The sequence below is a fragment of the Dyadobacter luteus genome (assembly GCF_003383615.1).
In the GTDB taxonomy this organism is placed as follows: Bacteria; Bacteroidota; Bacteroidia; order Cytophagales; family Spirosomataceae; genus Dyadobacter; species Dyadobacter luteus.
In genome coordinates, this window is record NZ_QNUL01000004.1 from 219,937 (window position 1) to 236,437 (window position 16,501).

The following is a 16,501-nucleotide window of genomic DNA, read 5'->3' on the forward strand; positions in this document are numbered from 1 at the left end:
AACTCAATGGGGTTCGAAGTACTTTTCTACCAGCTCATCAAGCATATGGGTCCGAAGAGGTTTTGGCAGGAAATCGACAATTTGCCCGTCAAGTAAAGCTCTGTCCCGATCGTCAGGATTCAAAGAAGTGGTAAGCATTACAACAATCACTTTCGCGCGGAGTCTGGAATCAATATTTTTATAACGCTCCATAAAATCCCAGCCGGTAAGCCCCGGCATGTTGATATCCAGGAAGATAATACCTGGCCTTGGCGATTCAGCTGTATCTTCAAACTCACCTTTCTGGGTTAGAAAATTCAGAGCATCTTCCACACTGGTTACATCTTTAACTGTTGTGTCAATTTCAGACTTTTGGATAATCTTGGTATGAACGAAGTTAGTCAGCTCGTTGTCATCCACGAGTAAAATGCATTCCAGATCTTTAAATTTTTTCATCTTGATGTTGAGTATTTGACAGGTATTGTAAAATAGAAAGTGCTTCCTTGTCCCTGCTCTGACGTCACTCCGATAATCCCCGAATGCATGTCCACGATCTTCTTGCAATTTGCAAGTCCTATGCCGGTTCCTTCGTAAATGCTACGGGGATGTAGTCTTTGAAATATCATAAAAATACGCTCATGAAAAGCAGGTGCGATTCCAATTCCGTTATCCGTTACAGAAAACTTCCAATATTCGCCCTCTTGCTTGCAGCTTACATTCACGATGCCTTGTTGTCCTGTTTTTCTAAACTTAATTGCATTCGATATCAGGTTTTGAAACAGCTGTCGTATTTCCAGAGGGAAAGCGGTAATGACCGGAAGGTTTTCATAGGTGAGTGATGCCCCTGAATTTCTCAGGCTGGCCGACATATCTTCTTTAATAGCCTCCATTAGTTGCATACAATCTACTTCTGTGCGAACTGCTTTACTGCCCAGACGGGAATAGTCCAGTAATCCGCGGATCAGTCCGCTCATGCGGTCGGCAGATTGGTGAATAACGTTCAGGTATAGCTCGACGCCGGTTTCAAACACATAAGGAAATTCATCCTTGGCCAGATCCATGAAATCTTTGATAGTAAGAAGTGGCTCCTGCAGATCATGTGAGGCGATGTATACGAACTGCTCCAGTTCACGGTTTTTTTGTTTCAATTCTGCCAGCTGGTCTTTGATAAGCTGCTCATTAAGGATGCGTTCTGTCAGGTCTCTGGTGATTTTACAAAAGCCAGTGACAACGCCGTTGGAATCATGACTTGCCGTGATCACCACAGCGCCCCAAAATGTAGTTCCGTCACGTCTCACTCTCCACCCCTCATGGTATGCACGCCCATCTTTGTATGCAAGGCTTAGCAAACTGGCGGGTAGTCCATCGCTCTGATCACCTGGCGTGTAGAAAACCGAGAAATTCTTTCCAATGATATCATGAGCAGTATATCCCTTGATTTTTTCTGCACCTCTGTTCCACGACTCAATTGTACCGGATAAATCCAGGGAGATAATGGCATAGTCTTCAATTTCGTCAAGCGTATTCAGTAATCGCAGCTGAGGATCTTCGTATAACATGTTAGAGCAGGTGATTGAGAAAAGCATGCGGTGTGATCATGCTTGTAGAACTTTTACGCGAAAATAGTTCGAAAAGGTGCAGGTTCAGAGGTTTCTGTGGTAAATATTTAGAAACCTGTGGTGAAAGGCAGTGTCGTATCCGGCTTATGATTGATTTGTACTACATGAATTTTTGAATTCAGTAGTTAAACTGCGACTGTTGTGTAGTTGTAGATTTAGTTCGTTGTCCTATTTCAATGCCGTCAAACCATTTTCATAGGCGGAAGACCCAAGCAATTGCCAGCTGAATACTATACCCACAGGGTGGTGGTCGGAGAGCGGAATATCACTCTCATTTTTGAATAATTGATGTTGTACCTGATAATCCGACACCAGCAGTTTTACTTGATCATTACTTCGATACAGAATTTTGTCAATAGATTCTGTTTGATTGTTGACTTGCAGGATACGATCATCCGGAAGTCGGGTGGTTACAACAGGGAGTTTCTGTCTTCCCAGTTCCAGCCAGGCATCTTTCAGATTATTTTTGCTTAACAGTTCAGGCAGATTATCCAGATGAAAATCGTAATGTGCATTCAGATCACCCATAATGATAACTGCCTGGTTCGCTGACTTTTTTTCTATGAAAGCTGAAAGTTGTCTGATATTTTCCCGGCGGGCTGCCGCTGCGGATGGGTGGTTATAGGCGTTGGTATGCACATTATACAAATCAATAAACTGGTCTTTCGCAATCTGTAGTCTCGAATAGGTAAAGCCTTTAGGCGTGAGACAATCAGCTCCCGTACAATGTGACCATGGAATGCGGACAGTTTGGTGTACTGGATAATGGGAAAGCGTATTGAGCCCGTCTCCGAAAGGAACCTTCCCTTTTGTTTTGGTTCGGAAGCTGTGGCTGTTTCCTGAGTGATACAGGTATTTATTGTAATTAAAATCTTCCTGAACGTTGACAACGTCGAATTGATTGATCAGCCGTCCGATCCGGGCGATGCTGGATGCTCTTTTTGTTTTAGCACTGGAAATGATCTCAGGAAGCCCGGCGATATTATAGGTTAGAACAGAAAATGATCCGCACCTAAGGGTGTCACATCCTTGCAAGCCATTCGTAGATGAGTGTACTGGTATGTTTTCTCTTGCCGATACAACTTCCCATCCCGTCAACGGTATAATCAGGAAAACAAAAGCCATCGCAACTTGTAATACCGCTCTGTTTCTGACAGTAAGTTTCAGGCTCATCTGATCTGGTTTTGAGCCCAAATGTACTGTCTGTTAATTACCTCATTTGTAATTCAATATTAAGCTTTCATTACGAAACTGAGTCTTTTTTACGCCTTGTATAAATACCGGATTTCTCGGAATTTTCACAATTCGTTAATGATTTGGTAACCGACAGGGCTCGAAAAACTTTTTCATTTGTCGAATTATTTAATACAAAAATGAAATTGTTCTTATGTTAAGAAAGAATTTACTTCTATTAATGATGCTCCTGTCTGCCTGCTTTTTTTCAGGCTCCGAACTGTGGGCACAAACCACTCAGGCTTCCATTTCAGGTACTATTTCTGATAGCCAGAAAGCAGAACTTCCCGGGGCTACAGTGCAGGTACGTAATGAATCAACTGGTTTTACAACAGGTACGACTACTAATGCGAAAGGTGAATATGCTTTCAAAGAATTACCATTGGGTGGTCCTTACACGGTTACTGTTTCTTTTGTAGGTTACGGCGAACAACGCCAAACGGGCTATATGCTCAACCAGGGTGATGCGATTAAAATCAAAATCGCCATGCAGGAAACTGACCAGACACTGGAAGTAGTGCAGGTTGTGGCATCAGGCTTGAAAAATAAGATTGAAAACATCGGTGCTTCTACTGCGATTTCAGCAAAAGATATTACAAGGCTTCCCGTGAACGGAAGAAACTTTACTTCATTGATGGATTTGTCTCCGTTGAGCCGTGGCGGTAATATTTCCGGGCAGCTGGGTTCCTCTACCAACTACACGATTGATGGGATGAATGCGAAAAACCCGACGTCTGCCGGTGCTACAACCAGCCGAAGTGGTGCTCCGTATTCAATCTCTATTGAAGCTGTGCGTGAGTTTCAGGTGGTAACGAATCAATATGATGTGACTTACGGACGTGCCGGCGGTGGAACCGTAAGCGCAGTAACAAAGTCGGGTACTAACCAATTGAGCGGAAGTATATTTAACTATAGCCGTGCTAACTGGTTGTCGAGTGGTTATGATATCCGTGGAAACAAAATCAATAACAAATTTTCAACCAACCAGTTCGGTTTTTCTTTGGGCGGCCCGATCATCAAGGATAAACTACATTTCTTCGTTGCATGGGATCATCAGCAGGATTCACGTCCTTTTGTAATTGCTGACGTTCGTTCTCCGATAGATGAAAACCGCTTCAACATTACACGTGCTACCCTGGATCAGTTTGTAGGCATTGCACGTTCCAAATATGGTGTGAGCAATGATGACCAGTATGGTACCTTCGACAAGAAAAGAGGATCTGATGCCGCTTTTGCACGTATAGACTGGCAGATCAACAGAAAGAATCTTCTGACAGTGCGTAACAACTTCACAAGCGACAGAAACAAACTGGGCCTGACGGATAACTCTTCAATCAATATTTACGAATCTACAGGAAACGATTACAACGTAGACAATAGCTTGCTGGCTTCTCTTCGTTCTTCGATCAACCCTCGTTTGACAAACGAATTGAAAGTGCAGCATCTATACACCCACCAGAAAAGCAGTCCTGGTGATCAGCTTCCGGGTGCCAACATTCCGCGTGCTATTGTTGAAAATGTAAACTCTGTCCTTAGCGATGGTACATCTAAGGCGGTAGGTAGCATCCAGATGGGCGGTCACCGTTTTGCGCAGGAAGGATTTACCAACAACGTTTTGCAATTGGTAGATAATCTTTACTTCAACACAGATAAAGTTCAGTACACGTTTGGTTTGGATTTGATGTATACCGGATCGAAGTCAACCTATGGTAGTGAAGTAAATGGTCGTTTTCACTATACCGTAGACGCTCCAAATAACAGAACGGCGCTTCAGCAATTTGAAGACTTGAAACCCTACCGCTACTACCGCGAAGTTCCTTTGATGGACGACTGGTCGGTGAAAGGCAATATTATGAATGCCGGAGTCTACGGTCAGCTTAAAACGCAGCTCGCAACAGGTCTTGATGTGGTAGCAGGTCTTCGGGTGGATTATGCGCACTATCCCACTTCGCCTCTGAACCAGACTTTGTACGACGAGCTGCAGATCCGTACCGATCACCGTTTAAAATCATTTGTGGTTCAGCCGCGTGCACAGTTTACTTGGGATATCGGCGAGCGTCATAAGGACATCATCCGTGTAGGGGGAGGTATTTTTGCGTCAGATATCAATAACTATGTGTTGATTAACAACCTCACTTTTGATGGTAAGCACCTGGCTACTGTAGATGTACGCGGTGTGAATGTACCGACTCCGGATTTCGCTGCTTACAGAAATGATTACAACAGCATTCCAAGTCTGGCTTCCCAGCAACTGCCAACGATCAACACAAACGGCGCTGATGCACGTGTACCTGTGATGTACAAGGCGAATGCTTCTTACAGCCACTATTTTACGGATAGATTAAGAGTTGGTATTGCCGGATATATGACTTTGGGACGCAATAACTACTTCTATGTAGATCGCAACATGGTGGACCAGCCTTTCTTCCGTTTGGCTGAAGAAGCGAACAGAGGTGTATATGTGCCGCTGGAGTCTATGCCTACAAACGGAGCCGGTGACTGGCTTCTGGGTCGTAAGAGTCAGAAATTTGGGCGTGTACTGGAGCTGAACAGCGAAGGAAAAGTAAATCAGTTTGCTTTCGTGGCAGATGCGACTTTCCGTTATTTCAAAGACGGGGAAATTACTGCGAGTTATACTTACAACGATACAAGAGACAATACTTCTTATAATGGAAACGTGGCGAACACAGCAACTCTTTCCCTGCCGGTGAAGGATGATCCGAGAGATTTGAGCATGATGACTTATTCGGACAACCACTTCCGTCATAAGATTGTTTTCTTCGGTTCTCTACCATCATTTTATGGTATCAACGTAGGACTTCGCTATTCAGGAATTGGTGGTACACGTTACACATTGTTGTCGGGTGCTAACAACAACGGAGACTTTGTAGCCGGGCAAAATGACCTTGCATTCGTATTTGACAGAAACAATGGAAGCGTTCCTGAAAACGTAAGACAGGGACTTCAGGCTATTCTGGATAATCCAAATGCAAGCCAGAGTATGAAGGATTATATCACTAAATATTCAGGCAAAATGGCTGAGAGAAATGGTGGTATCAATGGTTTCTATGGGGTGTTTGACCTGCGTGCTTCCAAGAAGTTCAACTTCTATAAGAGCCATGCACTTGAACTTTCCATCGATATTTTCAACGTTGCTAACTTCCTGAACAAAAGCTGGGGAACCAACAAGTCGTTGGGTACACAGGCACTGTACGCATTGGGTATTCCTGCAAGTCAGGGCTCACCAGCTGTACCTGGTTTTGATAAAACCAACCAACGTTATGTATACCGCGTCAATACTGCCGGTGTTGTTACTCCTTCGGGTAATCCTTATCAGTGCCAGCTGGGAATACGTTACAGCTTCTGATTTTTGAGTAAACGAAAGAGGTGTTCGAAACAAACGGGCACCTCTTTTTCTTTCATCACCATTTATTACAATATGAAAAAGACACTTTTTATTCTTTTATGCACTTCGGGTGCAGTATTCGGGCAGTCAACGCTTGACAAACAAGGTCACAGAGGATCGCGTGGCCTGATGCCTGAAAATACGATTCCGGCCATGATCAAGGCTATGGACATTGGTGTGAATACGCTTGAACTTGACGTGGTTATTTCCAAAGATGGGCAGGTCGTAGTTTCGCACGATACCTATTTGTCTTCTGACTTCATGCGCCACCCGGATGGAACCGATATTAGTCCGACCGAAGCGAAGGAATTGATTCTGTTTCAGATGCCGTATGAGCAGATCAAAAAGTTTGATGCCGGAACCAAACCCCATGCGCAGTTTCCACAACAGAAGAAGTTCAAAACCTACAGACCTTTGTTGTCTGATATGATCGATTCGGTAGAAGTATATGCCTCTAAAAAGGGAATGAAAGCTCCGAAGTATAATATTGAGATTAAATCTTCTCCAAAAGGGGACGGAGAGCACCATCCGGCGCCGCAAGAATTTGTAGACATGGTCATGAAGGTATGTGGCAGTAAAAAGCTGGGTGACAGACTTACCATTCAATCATTTGATGTGAGACCGTTGCAGGTTCTCCATAAGAGCTATCCCAAAGTCATCCTTTCTTATCTGACAGCTAATCCTAAAACAGTTCTGGAAAATCTTGAATTACTTGGTTTTACACCACAGATATACAGTCCTTACTACAAAACTGTAACGGCGGCTTCTGTGAAGGAATGTCATGATCTGAAAATGCAGGTGGTGCCCTGGACGGTAAATACCAAAGAGGAAATAAAGCAACTCGCTGGTTTGGGAGTGGATGGAATCATATCTGATTATCCGGATTTGTTCTGAGACAGATTTTAAGAATGATACCCAACGCAAAAAGGTTACCATTTGGTAACCTTTTTGCGTTGGGTAAGACTCGGTTTTTAAAACCTACACCGACAACTTCTTCATATACTCCGCATCGTTTTTCAGACTTACCAGCGGTGATTCAGGATACTCTTCCTGCTCTACAAGGAAATACTTGATACCGCTATCCAGCGCCAGACGAAGCGTTTTCTTGAAGTCTACACTTCCTTTGCCAAGGTCGTTCTGGATGGGTTTGCCGTTTTCTTTTTTGTAATCCTTCACATGGCAAAGCTCGTAACGTTTGCCATATTTTTTAAGGTGAGCGCCTGTATCAACACCTGCAACGTCGATCCAGCAAAGATCCAGCTCAAACATCACCAATTTAGGATCTGTGTTTTCCAGCAGGTAGTCCTGTGGCAATTTGCCGTCTAGTTCTTTGAATGAGTAATCGTGATTGTGGTATCCGAATTTCAGACCCGAAGCTTTCACTTGCTCACCAACCTTATTGAAATTCTCAGCTATTTTCTTCCAGTCGTCCCAGCTTTTCTGTGGTCCGATCCATGGACAGATCAGATAACTCAAACCAGCTCCTGCAGCCATGTCGATTTGTTCTTTCAACAGATCGGGGTTTGCTGCCGCTTTGCTGAAATCGAAGTGGGTACTTACCATTTTTACGCCCAATCCATCCAGAAATGACTTAATCTCTTTCGGCTCCATTCCCCAAAGGAACCCTTTCGGGCCGCCGTAGCTTTCGAACTGTTTGTAGCCCATTTGAGCCAGTTTGGTCATTACTCCCTTCGGATCAGCCGGGAGAATATCGCGGGCGCTGTATAGCTGAACACCAAATGGATTGATCAGTTTCTTTGGTGCGCCTGCCAAGGCGTTAATTGTGTTTAAAGATAATGCACCAGCTGCAAGAAGGCCAGTGTTTGTCAAAAACTCTCTTCTGTTCATAGGTTAGTCGGTAGATTGAGCCGCATGCACGGCGAGATTGTTATAAGAAGGTGCAAGATGCACTAAAGCTGCTTGATTTTGATGTTTCTGAAGGAGATTCCGTTCGCCCAATCCTGCAAAGCAAGGTGCCCTTTTGTATGTTTACCAAACTCGGGAAAGGTTTTGAAATTGCTTGCGGCAATTGCTTTTTTCCATTTTTCGGACTTAAGGTCTTCACTTGCAGTGAGTACGCCGTTGAGGTAAAATTCTATTTTGCCATTCACTTGTTTGATGCGCGATTGATTCCATTCGCCAGGTGCTTTGGGAAGCACAGGATTCTTTTGTGGAAACAGATTAAACAGACAGCCGGCTCTTTTGGCTGGATTGGCAGTATGGTCGTTGTGGGATTTTTCCAAAAGCTGATATTCCGGTCCGGATGCCCATGCAGTCGGAAGTTCTTTCTTCTCCTGAACATTAATGAACAGACCGCTATTGCCGGCTTTTACAATTTTCCAGTCGAATTTCAGATCATAATTTTCAAATTGCTTATCAGAAATCAGATCGCCGTGCTGAGCCTGGTAATCATCGGCTTTACAATACAGCTCCCCATTTTTGACATTCCAGGCCGAAGTGGTTTTCCCTTTGTTGTACAGGTGCCAGCCATTTGTCGATTTACCATCGAAAAGCAGCGACCAGCCTTCTTTTTGTTCTTGTGTAGTAAGTACATTGGGTTTTTGATCCGTGAATGATTGAGTGGTAACGGCAACGCCCAGCATAGCTGCCAGGTAAAGTATTTTCGCTTTCATAGTTGGGATTAGAATGATCGGTAATCTTGCAAAGATGGGTAAATTTGAAAGTAAGGACAAGACGAAATGAGCAATTCTATTTCCTTTGGTTAGCCTATAATCCACGGATCGGCTCTGACTAATTCCATTTGTATGCAATGACTGTTTTGTTCAATGTTGGGATAATCAATAGCTTTTGCTGCGGTAGATACGCGATATCAGCTGTGATTACTTTTTCGTTTCTTAAATCCAGAATCAGTTTCTTTTCTCCTTTGGCGTTGAGGTGGTAAATCGATCCTTGCCAGGCACCTGAAACGAAATATCCGTCCTTGCCATCGCTTACAATTCCATCGCAATCGGTAATGCCTGAGGTAAACCCGGATAGTTTTTTAGTGGTTTTATCTACTGAGTAGACAAGGCCGTTTTTCATATTCAGTACAAATACCCTGTCGTCAAGAGCCAGCAATCCGTTTGGAACAGACAGCAGGGAATCAGCAAGCCAGGTTTCAACTTTGTCACCGGAGATTCTATGAATTTTATTGGTTCTGCAGTCCGACACATAAAGGTCTCCCTTCCTGTCAATTGATACATCATTGAGGAACACAGCACCTTCTATTTTATAAATATGTTCAATCTTAGCCTGATCTACATTGATCTGAACAACTCTGTCAATATCTGCGACATAAAGCTTATTTTGATACAAACCCATTCCCTGCGGGTTGTCCAGGCCGGTAATCCATTTTAAGGTCTGTATTTTTCCGTCTGTTTTGATCGTTGAAATGAAACCATTATTATCTCTGGCAAGGAAGTCTCCGTTGACGTTTGAAATGTAAATCACATCCTTTTTTATATCATAAACTGCTGATTCCGGTTTGAGAAATAGCGTATCGGTAGACCATGTGCGTGTTAGTGACTGGCAGAAACTTTCCAATGCGCCCAGGCTTAATAAAAGAGTCAGAATAGGTAATCTCATAAGGGTTTTATTTTTGAGTCTATGGTGCCAAAATCTGTTAGAATGAAAGCGTTGATGTTGTAAGCCCTACTTAATATAGGCGGAATCTTACTGCTCAAATCAAATTTTCTTTCCCGAAAAATGGTTTGCAGATGCTGTTTTTGGTGTCACAAATGGCGTGAAATGTTTTGATAGGATTGCGTCAGGGCGTAGTTTCGGGCAATAGATGAAGATTGCATTGGCATAAAATTACACTTTGTATGAAAACCGAAAAAGAAAAAATGCTGGCTGGCGAGCTCTATAACGCACTGGATCCGGAACTTACTGAAATGAGAACACAGGCGCGTCTTCTGATGCTGGAATTGAACAACGGGCGTGAAGACGAACCTGAGAAGAGGCTCGGGATTCTGAAAAAACTGATACCCAATTCAGGCTCAGATTTATGGCTTCAACCTCCATTTTACTGCGATTATGGAAGTAATATGATAGTAGGGGACAAAGTGTTTTTTAATTTCAACTGTGTGGTGCTTGATGTGAACCAGGTTACCATTGGAAGCCGTACACTCTTTGGTCCGAATGTACAGATTTATACTGCCACACATCCGCTCGATCATGTGACAAGAGCAACGGGGCTGGAGTCAGCGAAGCCTATCACCATTGGAGAAGATGTGTGGGTGGGAGGGGGAGCCATTATTTGTCCGGGTGTTACCATCGGTAGCAGAAGCATTATCGGTGCCGGCAGTGTGGTAACCAAAGATATTCCTGATGATGTGATTGCGGCTGGCAATCCCTGCCGGATCATTCGGTCTTTGAAGGAGTAAGCAAATCGATTTTATGAAGATTGATAGGATATTGGGACAATCCCGGGTTAACCCGGGTTGCTACTCTTTATCCGGACATTCACCTTTTGTAAAAACAGTAATCCCATACGCACGAGCCTCGCATTCATTGCCGTAGGTTTTTTGATTGCAACCGCAAACAGGCTCATAAATGGCAAGGCACATCGAATCATCTCTGGTTTTTTCTGCACAATCCTTTTTCAATGTTTTTCCTGCGTGGCATCCCAGCAGTAACAGCAACGGTATTAGTTTTGATGTGATTTTCATGGTCGGATGTTTGGTGATTTTTTTCGTTGTAAACCACTTATGATTGGGACAAATTACAATGTTATTTTGCAGGATTACAACAGGTACATCTACCTTCTTTCCCCGGCCTGCTGCCGCCACATGGCATAGTACAATCCTTTTTGCTCTACGAGTTCCTTATGTTTTCCCTGCTCACTGATACGCCCTTTTTCCAATACGTAAATACAGTCAGCATGCATGACGGTTGAAAGCCGGTGTGCGATCAGAATGGTCATTTGTTTGCCACTGGCCGATACGGCACGTATTGTATTGGTGATTTCCTGTTCCGTCAGTGAGTCAAGCGCTGATGTGGCTTCATCAAAAATTAGCAGACTTGGTTGTCTCAGAAGCGCTCTGGCGATGGATATTCTTTGTTTTTCACCACCCGAAAGCTTCATGCCGTTTTCGCCTAAAATGGTATCCCAGCCGTATTCTGCCTTGGCTATCAGATTGTCAGCTGATGCCTGGTGAAGCGCCTCCCGGATCTCGTCATCCGTTGCATTAGGTTTGGAAAACAACAGGTTATGTTTGATCGTGCCGGCGTAAAGCTGAGTGTCCTGAGTTACAAATCCGATCTGTCGCCTGAGCGGGTTATAGCGTATGGTCGTAGACAGATGATCATTGTAATAAATCTGACCTTCCACAGGAGTATATAAACCTACCAGTAGTTTAATCAACGTAGATTTTCCCGAACCGGACGGGCCTACAAAAGCGATGGTCTGTCCCGTATTGATTGAAAATGAAAGTTTGTCAATGGCATTGAACCCGGAAGTACGATGCCGGAAAACAACATCCTGAAAGCGCAGACTATGTAGTGGGCCTACTTCTACAGAATTTTCAGGCCGCTGCTCTATCGGCTTGTGCATGATATTATCAAAAGTGGTCAGCGAGGTGTGCGCTTCTCTATACAGGATGATCAGGTTACCCAAATCCTGCAAAGGGGTAAAGATTGCTACGGAGATAAACTGCATGGCGATCAGCTCACCGGTACTGAGTATGTCGCGGAAAATCAGCCACAAGAGAATGAACAGGATAGACTGTTTGAGTACTGCCAGTAAATTGCCTTGCAGAAAAGCCAGAAAACTGACTTTTCTGGCTTTTAGCATTTCCAGATTATAGATATTCTCGGTCAGGTCATTGAGTCGCCGGATCTCTGAAAATGTCAGACCGAAGCTTTTTACAAGCTCGATGTTACGCAGACTTTCTGTGATTACTCCCGCCTGCTTTTCGGATTTCTTGTTAATGGATCTCTGGATGAATTTTATTCGTTTGGAAAGCAGCCCGGTGAGAGAACCCAGTAAAAGCACACCTATGAAAAATACAGGAACCAGCAACCAGTTACGACTCAAACTATACCAAATAAGGAAAGAGACACCGACCAGTGAGGAAAACAGAACATTGATAAAGGCATTGATAAAACGCTCGGAATCGGTTTTGACTTTTTGCAGAACGGATAAGGTACTGCCGCTTCGACCTTGTTCAAATTCCTGATAGGAGAGTCGCAAAGTTTGTTTAAGACCGTCGTTGAAGATATTCATTCCAAAACTGGCCACTGCTTTGCGCATAAAATAATCCTGCAGCGCTTTAAATAATCTGGATAATACCGCTACACCGAGTGCTAACAGCAGCCACAGCGTTACAGAGCGGATTAGTTGTGTTTCCGTATAGTTGTTTTTATGACCTGTAAAACGATCAATGATTTCTCCGAATATAATAGGATCGATCAGGTTGAGTGCCTGTGCAATGGCGGCAAATACAAGTGATATTGCTATCAGGTTGCGGCTGGGTTTCAGATATTTCCAAAGTAGCTTCATTTTCTAATTGAGGAATCAGTGTATGTATGTCAGACCGATGCTGATAGGAATTGTTTAATTCAGAAAAATTATGCCTCACAGAATCCTTCATTAATTTTGTCACAAATGCCCCCCGGATTTGTCAGAAACCAGGGAGGTGACAGAACCAGATTGCGTATACCTTTGTAAGAAACAAAAAAATAGAAAAGCAGATAATGAGAAAACTTAAACTTCAGGTACAGGTGACAGTGGATGGTCTGATGGCCGGACCCGAGGGAGAAATGGATTGGGCATCACCGAACTGGTCGCAAGATCTTAACGATTATGTGGGCGCTTTGACTGAAACAGTGGATTGTATTGTGCTGGGCCGGAAGCTGGCTGAAGGATTTATTCCTTACTGGAACTCGGTAGCAGAGGATATCAGTAATCAGGATAACGAAGCCGGGAAAATCTTTACGGATATGCCCAAAATCGTCTTCAGCAGGATCATGGAGGAATCGGTTTGGGAAAATACACAGCTGGAAAACGGTGATCTTACTACAGCTATCAACGAGTTGAAAAACCTGGAAGGAAAAGATATTATCGTGTACGGCGGCTCGGATTTCGTTTCATCACTGATCAACGAAGACCTGATTGATGAATATCACTTACTGGTGAATCCGGTTGGAATGGGAGAAGGGCTGCCTGTTTTTGGATTCCAGGGAAGCCCCAAGCAATTGAAACTGATCAATGCGAAAGCATTTGACTGTGGAATTGCTTTGCTGCATTATGAGCGTGTGTAGTAGGTAATCAGGCTAGACACACCGGGATCAAAATGCCCGGTGTGTGCTCAAAGCATAATAGTCAGTTTGGTAAGTTCTGGCGAACCGGCCCGCTCCACGCCGTCAACAAAAACCTTCATACCAATTCCTTTTCCATACTTTTTTCCTGTTTTGTCATAGAGAACGGTAATGTTTTTTCCATGATATAATACCTTGTCGATACAGAAATAATCCCAGGTGTTTTCCGGTAACAGGGGGTTGATGATCAGTTGATTGCCGTGTGAAGGTCTGATGCCTATAAGCCCCGAAATAATGTGGTCGCAGAAAGCAGAATGATTATAATCTTTCCCCCTTTCACGACCTCCTTTTCTTTGAGACCAGCCTCCGTTTTCCATGGTTGAAAGCCGGGTTCTCGAAAGCCAGTCTCCGGTATAGGGATTCAGGTTTTCATCTATCCAATTCACCAGCTTTCCATCTTCGCGTATGCGTTGGTGAGAGCGGCTGTAGGTTGTCAGGAGATTAAGAAAATCTTGTTTGTCTACTACTTTCTGATCATAGTCGTTGAGCAGGTTGGCCAGGGCAGTAAGTGTAATTGTTGTTGCAAATGGCCAGCTGGGCCCGTTCCACTGACATTCGTGACCTTCATACAATACTTTGAAACCAGCATGCCGCTGTTCAGTAGTTGTGGGTCCATAGGGCGCGCCAAAACCTTCTTTATCCGATACCTGTGACCAGGCTACTGCATGCCTGGATTCGGGGATGGAGAAATACCAGGGCGTGTATCCATGTAATTCTCTTACATCAGCCTGTTTCAACTGCGGAAGTCCTCTTGGAATAACCTTAAAGAACCCTGCTTTCTGATCCCATAATCTTGTCAGGATTTGCTTGCGGATGGTTGAGGCTTTTTGCTGATAAACCTTTTCTGCCTCAGGATCGCCCGCCATTCGGGCTATATCAGATAAGGCTTTGGCATTGCCATACATGTAGCTGTTGATCGTTGTCCGGTATCCCTCGTTCTTTTTTCCGTATGCGCCGGAAACGGAAATTTCCATGCCGTCCCGGTCATCTGTTTGCCAGAACATACCGATAGAATCCAGGCTCATTTTTTCCCATTCTTTATAGTCCATAATCAGATCGGGCAGAAGATCGGTAAGGAATGAAGTATCCGGATGTACCCGATTGAACGCGCTGATGGCATCTGTCATCCATGAACTATAGGATCGCGGATCGCCGCCGCCTCTGTACCAGAATCGGGCATATTGCTTCAGATAGGAGGTATCACGAAGCCATCGACCTTCGTAAAAATGATGACCAGCCGGGCAGTTAATGGAATTGTACTTCCCTGCCCAGTGTACATCCGGTAGAAACTCGGTGACGATGTATCCAGCAGGTGTCTGTTTCAGGTGCTTTCGGTAAGTCCACCAGCGGAAATAGTAGGTTTGTTCGAGCTGTTTGTCCGGACATTCAAACAGAGGAATCTGTTCTGATAAAAAGGACCACGCCTGCTCGTTAGGTATCAGTTGTTTGTAAATTTCCTCATCAGCTTCATTGAAGGCGGTGATATAAGATTTGAAATCTTCAGCTTTCAGCACGACATGTTGCGCCTGGACCTGCCTGATCATTATCAGTGATAAGACAAATAAAAAGTAAATGGCTCCTGATCTCATTCCGGGCAATTTTTAGTGCGCTTTCAAATAATAGGACAAATAGAAACACAAAATCTGCTGATGAATATAAGTTATAAATCCGTTCCAGAGGAAGGAGACTTTCGGGTATCTGTTAAAAACAAAACCCGCTGCGGGAAGCAAGCGGGTTTTGACAGTCAAGGATGGAATAGTAATGATGGAAAAGAAGTTTCAGATTTGCATCCGATTATGGGTTCATGGCTGACAGATCAATTTTAATGGGTTCATCCATAGCTATATCTTCATTGGCGGCACGCAAAATGGTATCGCCCTGGGCAATATTCCCGAAAATCTGAACCTGACCGGCGGTGGCATCTCCTTTCTGTACATCAACCCATCTGGCACGGCCCTGTTCTACTTTGATTACGAAGGTTCTTTCAAGATTGCTCACCACTGCACTCTGCGGAACATAGATACTTCCTTCAACAGCCGTCACCGGTAATTTGGCAGAAACGAACATACCTGGTTTAAGCCTGCGCTTAGGGTTGGAAATATCAATTTCAATCATCTCAGATCTGGTGTCCGGACGAACACTATTGGAAACACGTGCTATTTTCCCTGTAAAACTCTCAGAGCGGAAAGTAGAAACCGAGAAACTTACGTCCGTCCCGACTTTAATATCCCCCAGGTAGGCTTCCGGTACAGCAAGTCTTAACCTGAGTCGATCCAGCTGGCGTATTTTTAAGATCGGCAATGCGTTCTGCCCGCCAGGCCCTACAAATGCACCGGGAGAAAGGCGACGGTCTGTGACCATTCCGGCAAACGGTGCTACGATTTTCAGATAATCGGCCAGTTGTTTGACAGACTGATAATGTGCCTCTTCCGCTACGACAGTGAGACTATCAGAAATCACTTTGGTGCGTGCGGCGTCAACATCCATTTCGGATATAGCCCCGGGCGTCTGGCGGGTTTTCATCGCTCTTCGGAAAGCCGCTTTACTAGCGCCGAAAACAGCTTCTGCTGCTTTCACTTTCGAATAGGCTGCGGTCAGGTTGGCGATTAATTCCGGCGCTTCCAGCTCTGCGAGAACCTGTCCTTTGCTAACCTGGTCACCAATGTCTACATGCATTTTGCTGATGTAACTGCTTACTCTGGGAAAAAGGTCGGTCTCATAGAAACTTTCAAGCTCTCCCGGCAGGTTCAGTTCTCTCACCGGCTGTGAAGTATTTACGCGTAGAGCGGCATAGCTGATTTCCTCATGCGCCTCCTGATCTGCCAGATTTTTTGGACCTTTATTAGAATTACATCCACTGAGAGCGAGTGTGAAAAAGGCTACTCCTGTCGTTATTGCCAGTTGACAGCTGAGCCGTGATATATTTTGTATTTGAATCATTTGA

At 44.2% G+C, this 16,501-nt stretch carries 14 protein-coding genes; 4 read left to right on the plus strand and 10 right to left on the minus strand.

What is annotated here, in order from left to right; genetic code table 11:
• Positions 1–3: 3 nt before the first annotated feature.
• From DSL64_RS07700 to DSL64_RS07710, 3 genes are all read right to left on the minus strand, one after another.
• Positions 4–435: a response regulator gene (locus DSL64_RS07700; protein WP_115830095.1), complete on the minus strand. Its 432-nt coding sequence runs from the start codon at positions 433–435 to the stop codon at positions 4–6.
• Positions 432–1,538: a sensor histidine kinase gene (locus DSL64_RS07705; protein WP_115830096.1), complete on the minus strand. Its 1,107-nt coding sequence runs from the start codon at positions 1,536–1,538 to the stop codon at positions 432–434. Before DSL64_RS07705 ends, DSL64_RS07700 begins: the two co-directional genes overlap by 4 nt.
• A gap of 228 nt (positions 1,539–1,766) precedes the next feature.
• Entirely contained in the window at positions 1,767–2,771 is a 1,005-nt protein-coding gene (locus tag DSL64_RS07710; protein WP_147300344.1) for an endonuclease/exonuclease/phosphatase family protein, read from the minus strand.
• A 214-nt stretch (positions 2,772–2,985) separates the two neighbouring features.
• Between DSL64_RS07710 and DSL64_RS07715 the strand changes: the two genes are divergently transcribed.
• Both DSL64_RS07715 and DSL64_RS07720 read left to right on the plus strand, forming a co-directional pair.
• Positions 2,986–6,198 (plus strand): TonB-dependent receptor, encoded by a 3,213-nt coding sequence (locus DSL64_RS07715; RefSeq protein ID WP_115830098.1) that lies wholly within the window; start codon positions 2,986–2,988, stop codon positions 6,196–6,198.
• A gap of 72 nt (positions 6,199–6,270) precedes the next feature.
• Positions 6,271–7,131 (plus strand): glycerophosphodiester phosphodiesterase family protein, encoded by an 861-nt coding sequence (locus DSL64_RS07720; protein WP_115830099.1) that lies wholly within the window; start codon positions 6,271–6,273, stop codon positions 7,129–7,131.
• Between the two features lie 84 nt (positions 7,132–7,215).
• On the opposite strand, the gene DSL64_RS07725 is transcribed toward DSL64_RS07720, so the two are convergent.
• The 3 genes from DSL64_RS07725 to DSL64_RS07735 form a co-directional block, all read right to left on the minus strand.
• A complete protein-coding gene (locus DSL64_RS07725) occupies positions 7,216–8,085 on the minus strand; it encodes a sugar phosphate isomerase/epimerase family protein (RefSeq protein WP_115830100.1) in 870 nt (289 codons plus the stop codon).
• Between the two features lie 62 nt (positions 8,086–8,147).
• The gene (locus DSL64_RS07730) at positions 8,148–8,870 is read right to left on the minus strand and encodes a 3-keto-disaccharide hydrolase (RefSeq protein WP_115830101.1); all 723 of its coding nucleotides are present in this window, start codon (positions 8,868–8,870) and stop codon (positions 8,148–8,150) included.
• A 118-nt stretch (positions 8,871–8,988) separates the two neighbouring features.
• Complete coding sequence (locus DSL64_RS07735; RefSeq protein WP_115830102.1) at positions 8,989–9,822, minus strand: SMP-30/gluconolactonase/LRE family protein; 834 nt, start codon at positions 9,820–9,822, stop codon at positions 8,989–8,991.
• A 239-nt stretch (positions 9,823–10,061) separates the two neighbouring features.
• Between DSL64_RS07735 and DSL64_RS07740 the strand changes: the two genes are divergently transcribed.
• Positions 10,062–10,622 (plus strand): sugar O-acetyltransferase, encoded by a 561-nt coding sequence (locus DSL64_RS07740; protein WP_115830103.1) that lies wholly within the window; start codon positions 10,062–10,064, stop codon positions 10,620–10,622.
• A gap of 60 nt (positions 10,623–10,682) precedes the next feature.
• Here the strand turns inward: DSL64_RS07740 and DSL64_RS07745 are convergent, their stop codons facing one another.
• Together DSL64_RS07745 and DSL64_RS07750 are read right to left on the minus strand one after the other, a co-directional pair.
• Positions 10,683–10,907: a Kazal-type serine protease inhibitor family protein gene (locus DSL64_RS07745; protein WP_115830251.1), complete on the minus strand. Its 225-nt coding sequence runs from the start codon at positions 10,905–10,907 to the stop codon at positions 10,683–10,685.
• 89 nt (positions 10,908–10,996) lie between these two features.
• Positions 10,997–12,739, minus strand: coding sequence for an ABC transporter ATP-binding protein (locus DSL64_RS07750; RefSeq protein WP_115830104.1), 1,743 nt, complete (start codon positions 12,737–12,739; stop codon positions 10,997–10,999).
• Positions 12,740–12,933: 194 nt separating this feature from the next.
• Here DSL64_RS07750 and DSL64_RS07755 point away from each other — a divergent pair, with 194 nt between their 5' ends.
• Positions 12,934–13,500: a dihydrofolate reductase family protein gene (locus tag DSL64_RS07755; RefSeq protein ID WP_115830105.1), complete on the plus strand. Its 567-nt coding sequence runs from the start codon at positions 12,934–12,936 to the stop codon at positions 13,498–13,500.
• 47 nt (positions 13,501–13,547) lie between these two features.
• Here the strand turns inward: DSL64_RS07755 and DSL64_RS07760 are convergent, their stop codons facing one another.
• Positions 13,548–15,146 carry an MGH1-like glycoside hydrolase domain-containing protein gene (locus tag DSL64_RS07760; RefSeq protein WP_115830106.1) on the minus strand — a complete coding sequence of 533 codons (1,599 nt, stop codon included), beginning with the start codon at positions 15,144–15,146 and terminating at the stop codon, positions 13,548–13,550.
• 205 nt (positions 15,147–15,351) lie between these two features.
• Positions 15,352–16,497: an efflux RND transporter periplasmic adaptor subunit gene (locus DSL64_RS07765; RefSeq protein ID WP_115830107.1), complete on the minus strand. Its 1,146-nt coding sequence runs from the start codon at positions 16,495–16,497 to the stop codon at positions 15,352–15,354.
• Between the last annotated feature and the right edge of the window lie 4 nt (positions 16,498–16,501).

What these genes read in the sequence shown, in the direction of transcription:
- DSL64_RS07700 (WP_115830095.1), bottom strand. Translation starts at nt 435, where the DNA reads ATGAAAAAATTTAAAGATCTGGAATGCATTTTACTCGTGGATGACAAC.
- DSL64_RS07705 (WP_115830096.1), bottom strand. Translation starts at nt 1,538, where the DNA reads ATGTTATACGAAGATCCTCAGCTGCGATTACTGAATACGCTTGACGAA.
- DSL64_RS07710 (WP_147300344.1), bottom strand. Translation starts at nt 2,771, where the DNA reads ATGAGCCTGAAACTTACTGTCAGAAACAGAGCGGTATTACAAGTTGCG.
- DSL64_RS07715 (WP_115830098.1), top strand. Translation starts at nt 2,986, where the DNA reads ATGTTAAGAAAGAATTTACTTCTATTAATGATGCTCCTGTCTGCCTGC.
- DSL64_RS07720 (WP_115830099.1), top strand. Translation starts at nt 6,271, where the DNA reads ATGAAAAAGACACTTTTTATTCTTTTATGCACTTCGGGTGCAGTATTC.
- DSL64_RS07725 (WP_115830100.1), bottom strand. Translation starts at nt 8,085, where the DNA reads ATGAACAGAAGAGAGTTTTTGACAAACACTGGCCTTCTTGCAGCTGGT.
- DSL64_RS07730 (WP_115830101.1), bottom strand. Translation starts at nt 8,870, where the DNA reads ATGAAAGCGAAAATACTTTACCTGGCAGCTATGCTGGGCGTTGCCGTT.
- DSL64_RS07735 (WP_115830102.1), bottom strand. Translation starts at nt 9,822, where the DNA reads ATGAGATTACCTATTCTGACTCTTTTATTAAGCCTGGGCGCATTGGAA.
- DSL64_RS07740 (WP_115830103.1), top strand. Translation starts at nt 10,062, where the DNA reads ATGAAAACCGAAAAAGAAAAAATGCTGGCTGGCGAGCTCTATAACGCA.
- DSL64_RS07745 (WP_115830251.1), bottom strand. Translation starts at nt 10,907, where the DNA reads ATGAAAATCACATCAAAACTAATACCGTTGCTGTTACTGCTGGGATGC.
- DSL64_RS07750 (WP_115830104.1), bottom strand. Translation starts at nt 12,739, where the DNA reads ATGAAGCTACTTTGGAAATATCTGAAACCCAGCCGCAACCTGATAGCA.
- DSL64_RS07755 (WP_115830105.1), top strand. Translation starts at nt 12,934, where the DNA reads ATGAGAAAACTTAAACTTCAGGTACAGGTGACAGTGGATGGTCTGATG.
- DSL64_RS07760 (WP_115830106.1), bottom strand. Translation starts at nt 15,146, where the DNA reads ATGAGATCAGGAGCCATTTACTTTTTATTTGTCTTATCACTGATAATG.
- DSL64_RS07765 (WP_115830107.1), bottom strand. Translation starts at nt 16,497, where the DNA reads ATGATTCAAATACAAAATATATCACGGCTCAGCTGTCAACTGGCAATA.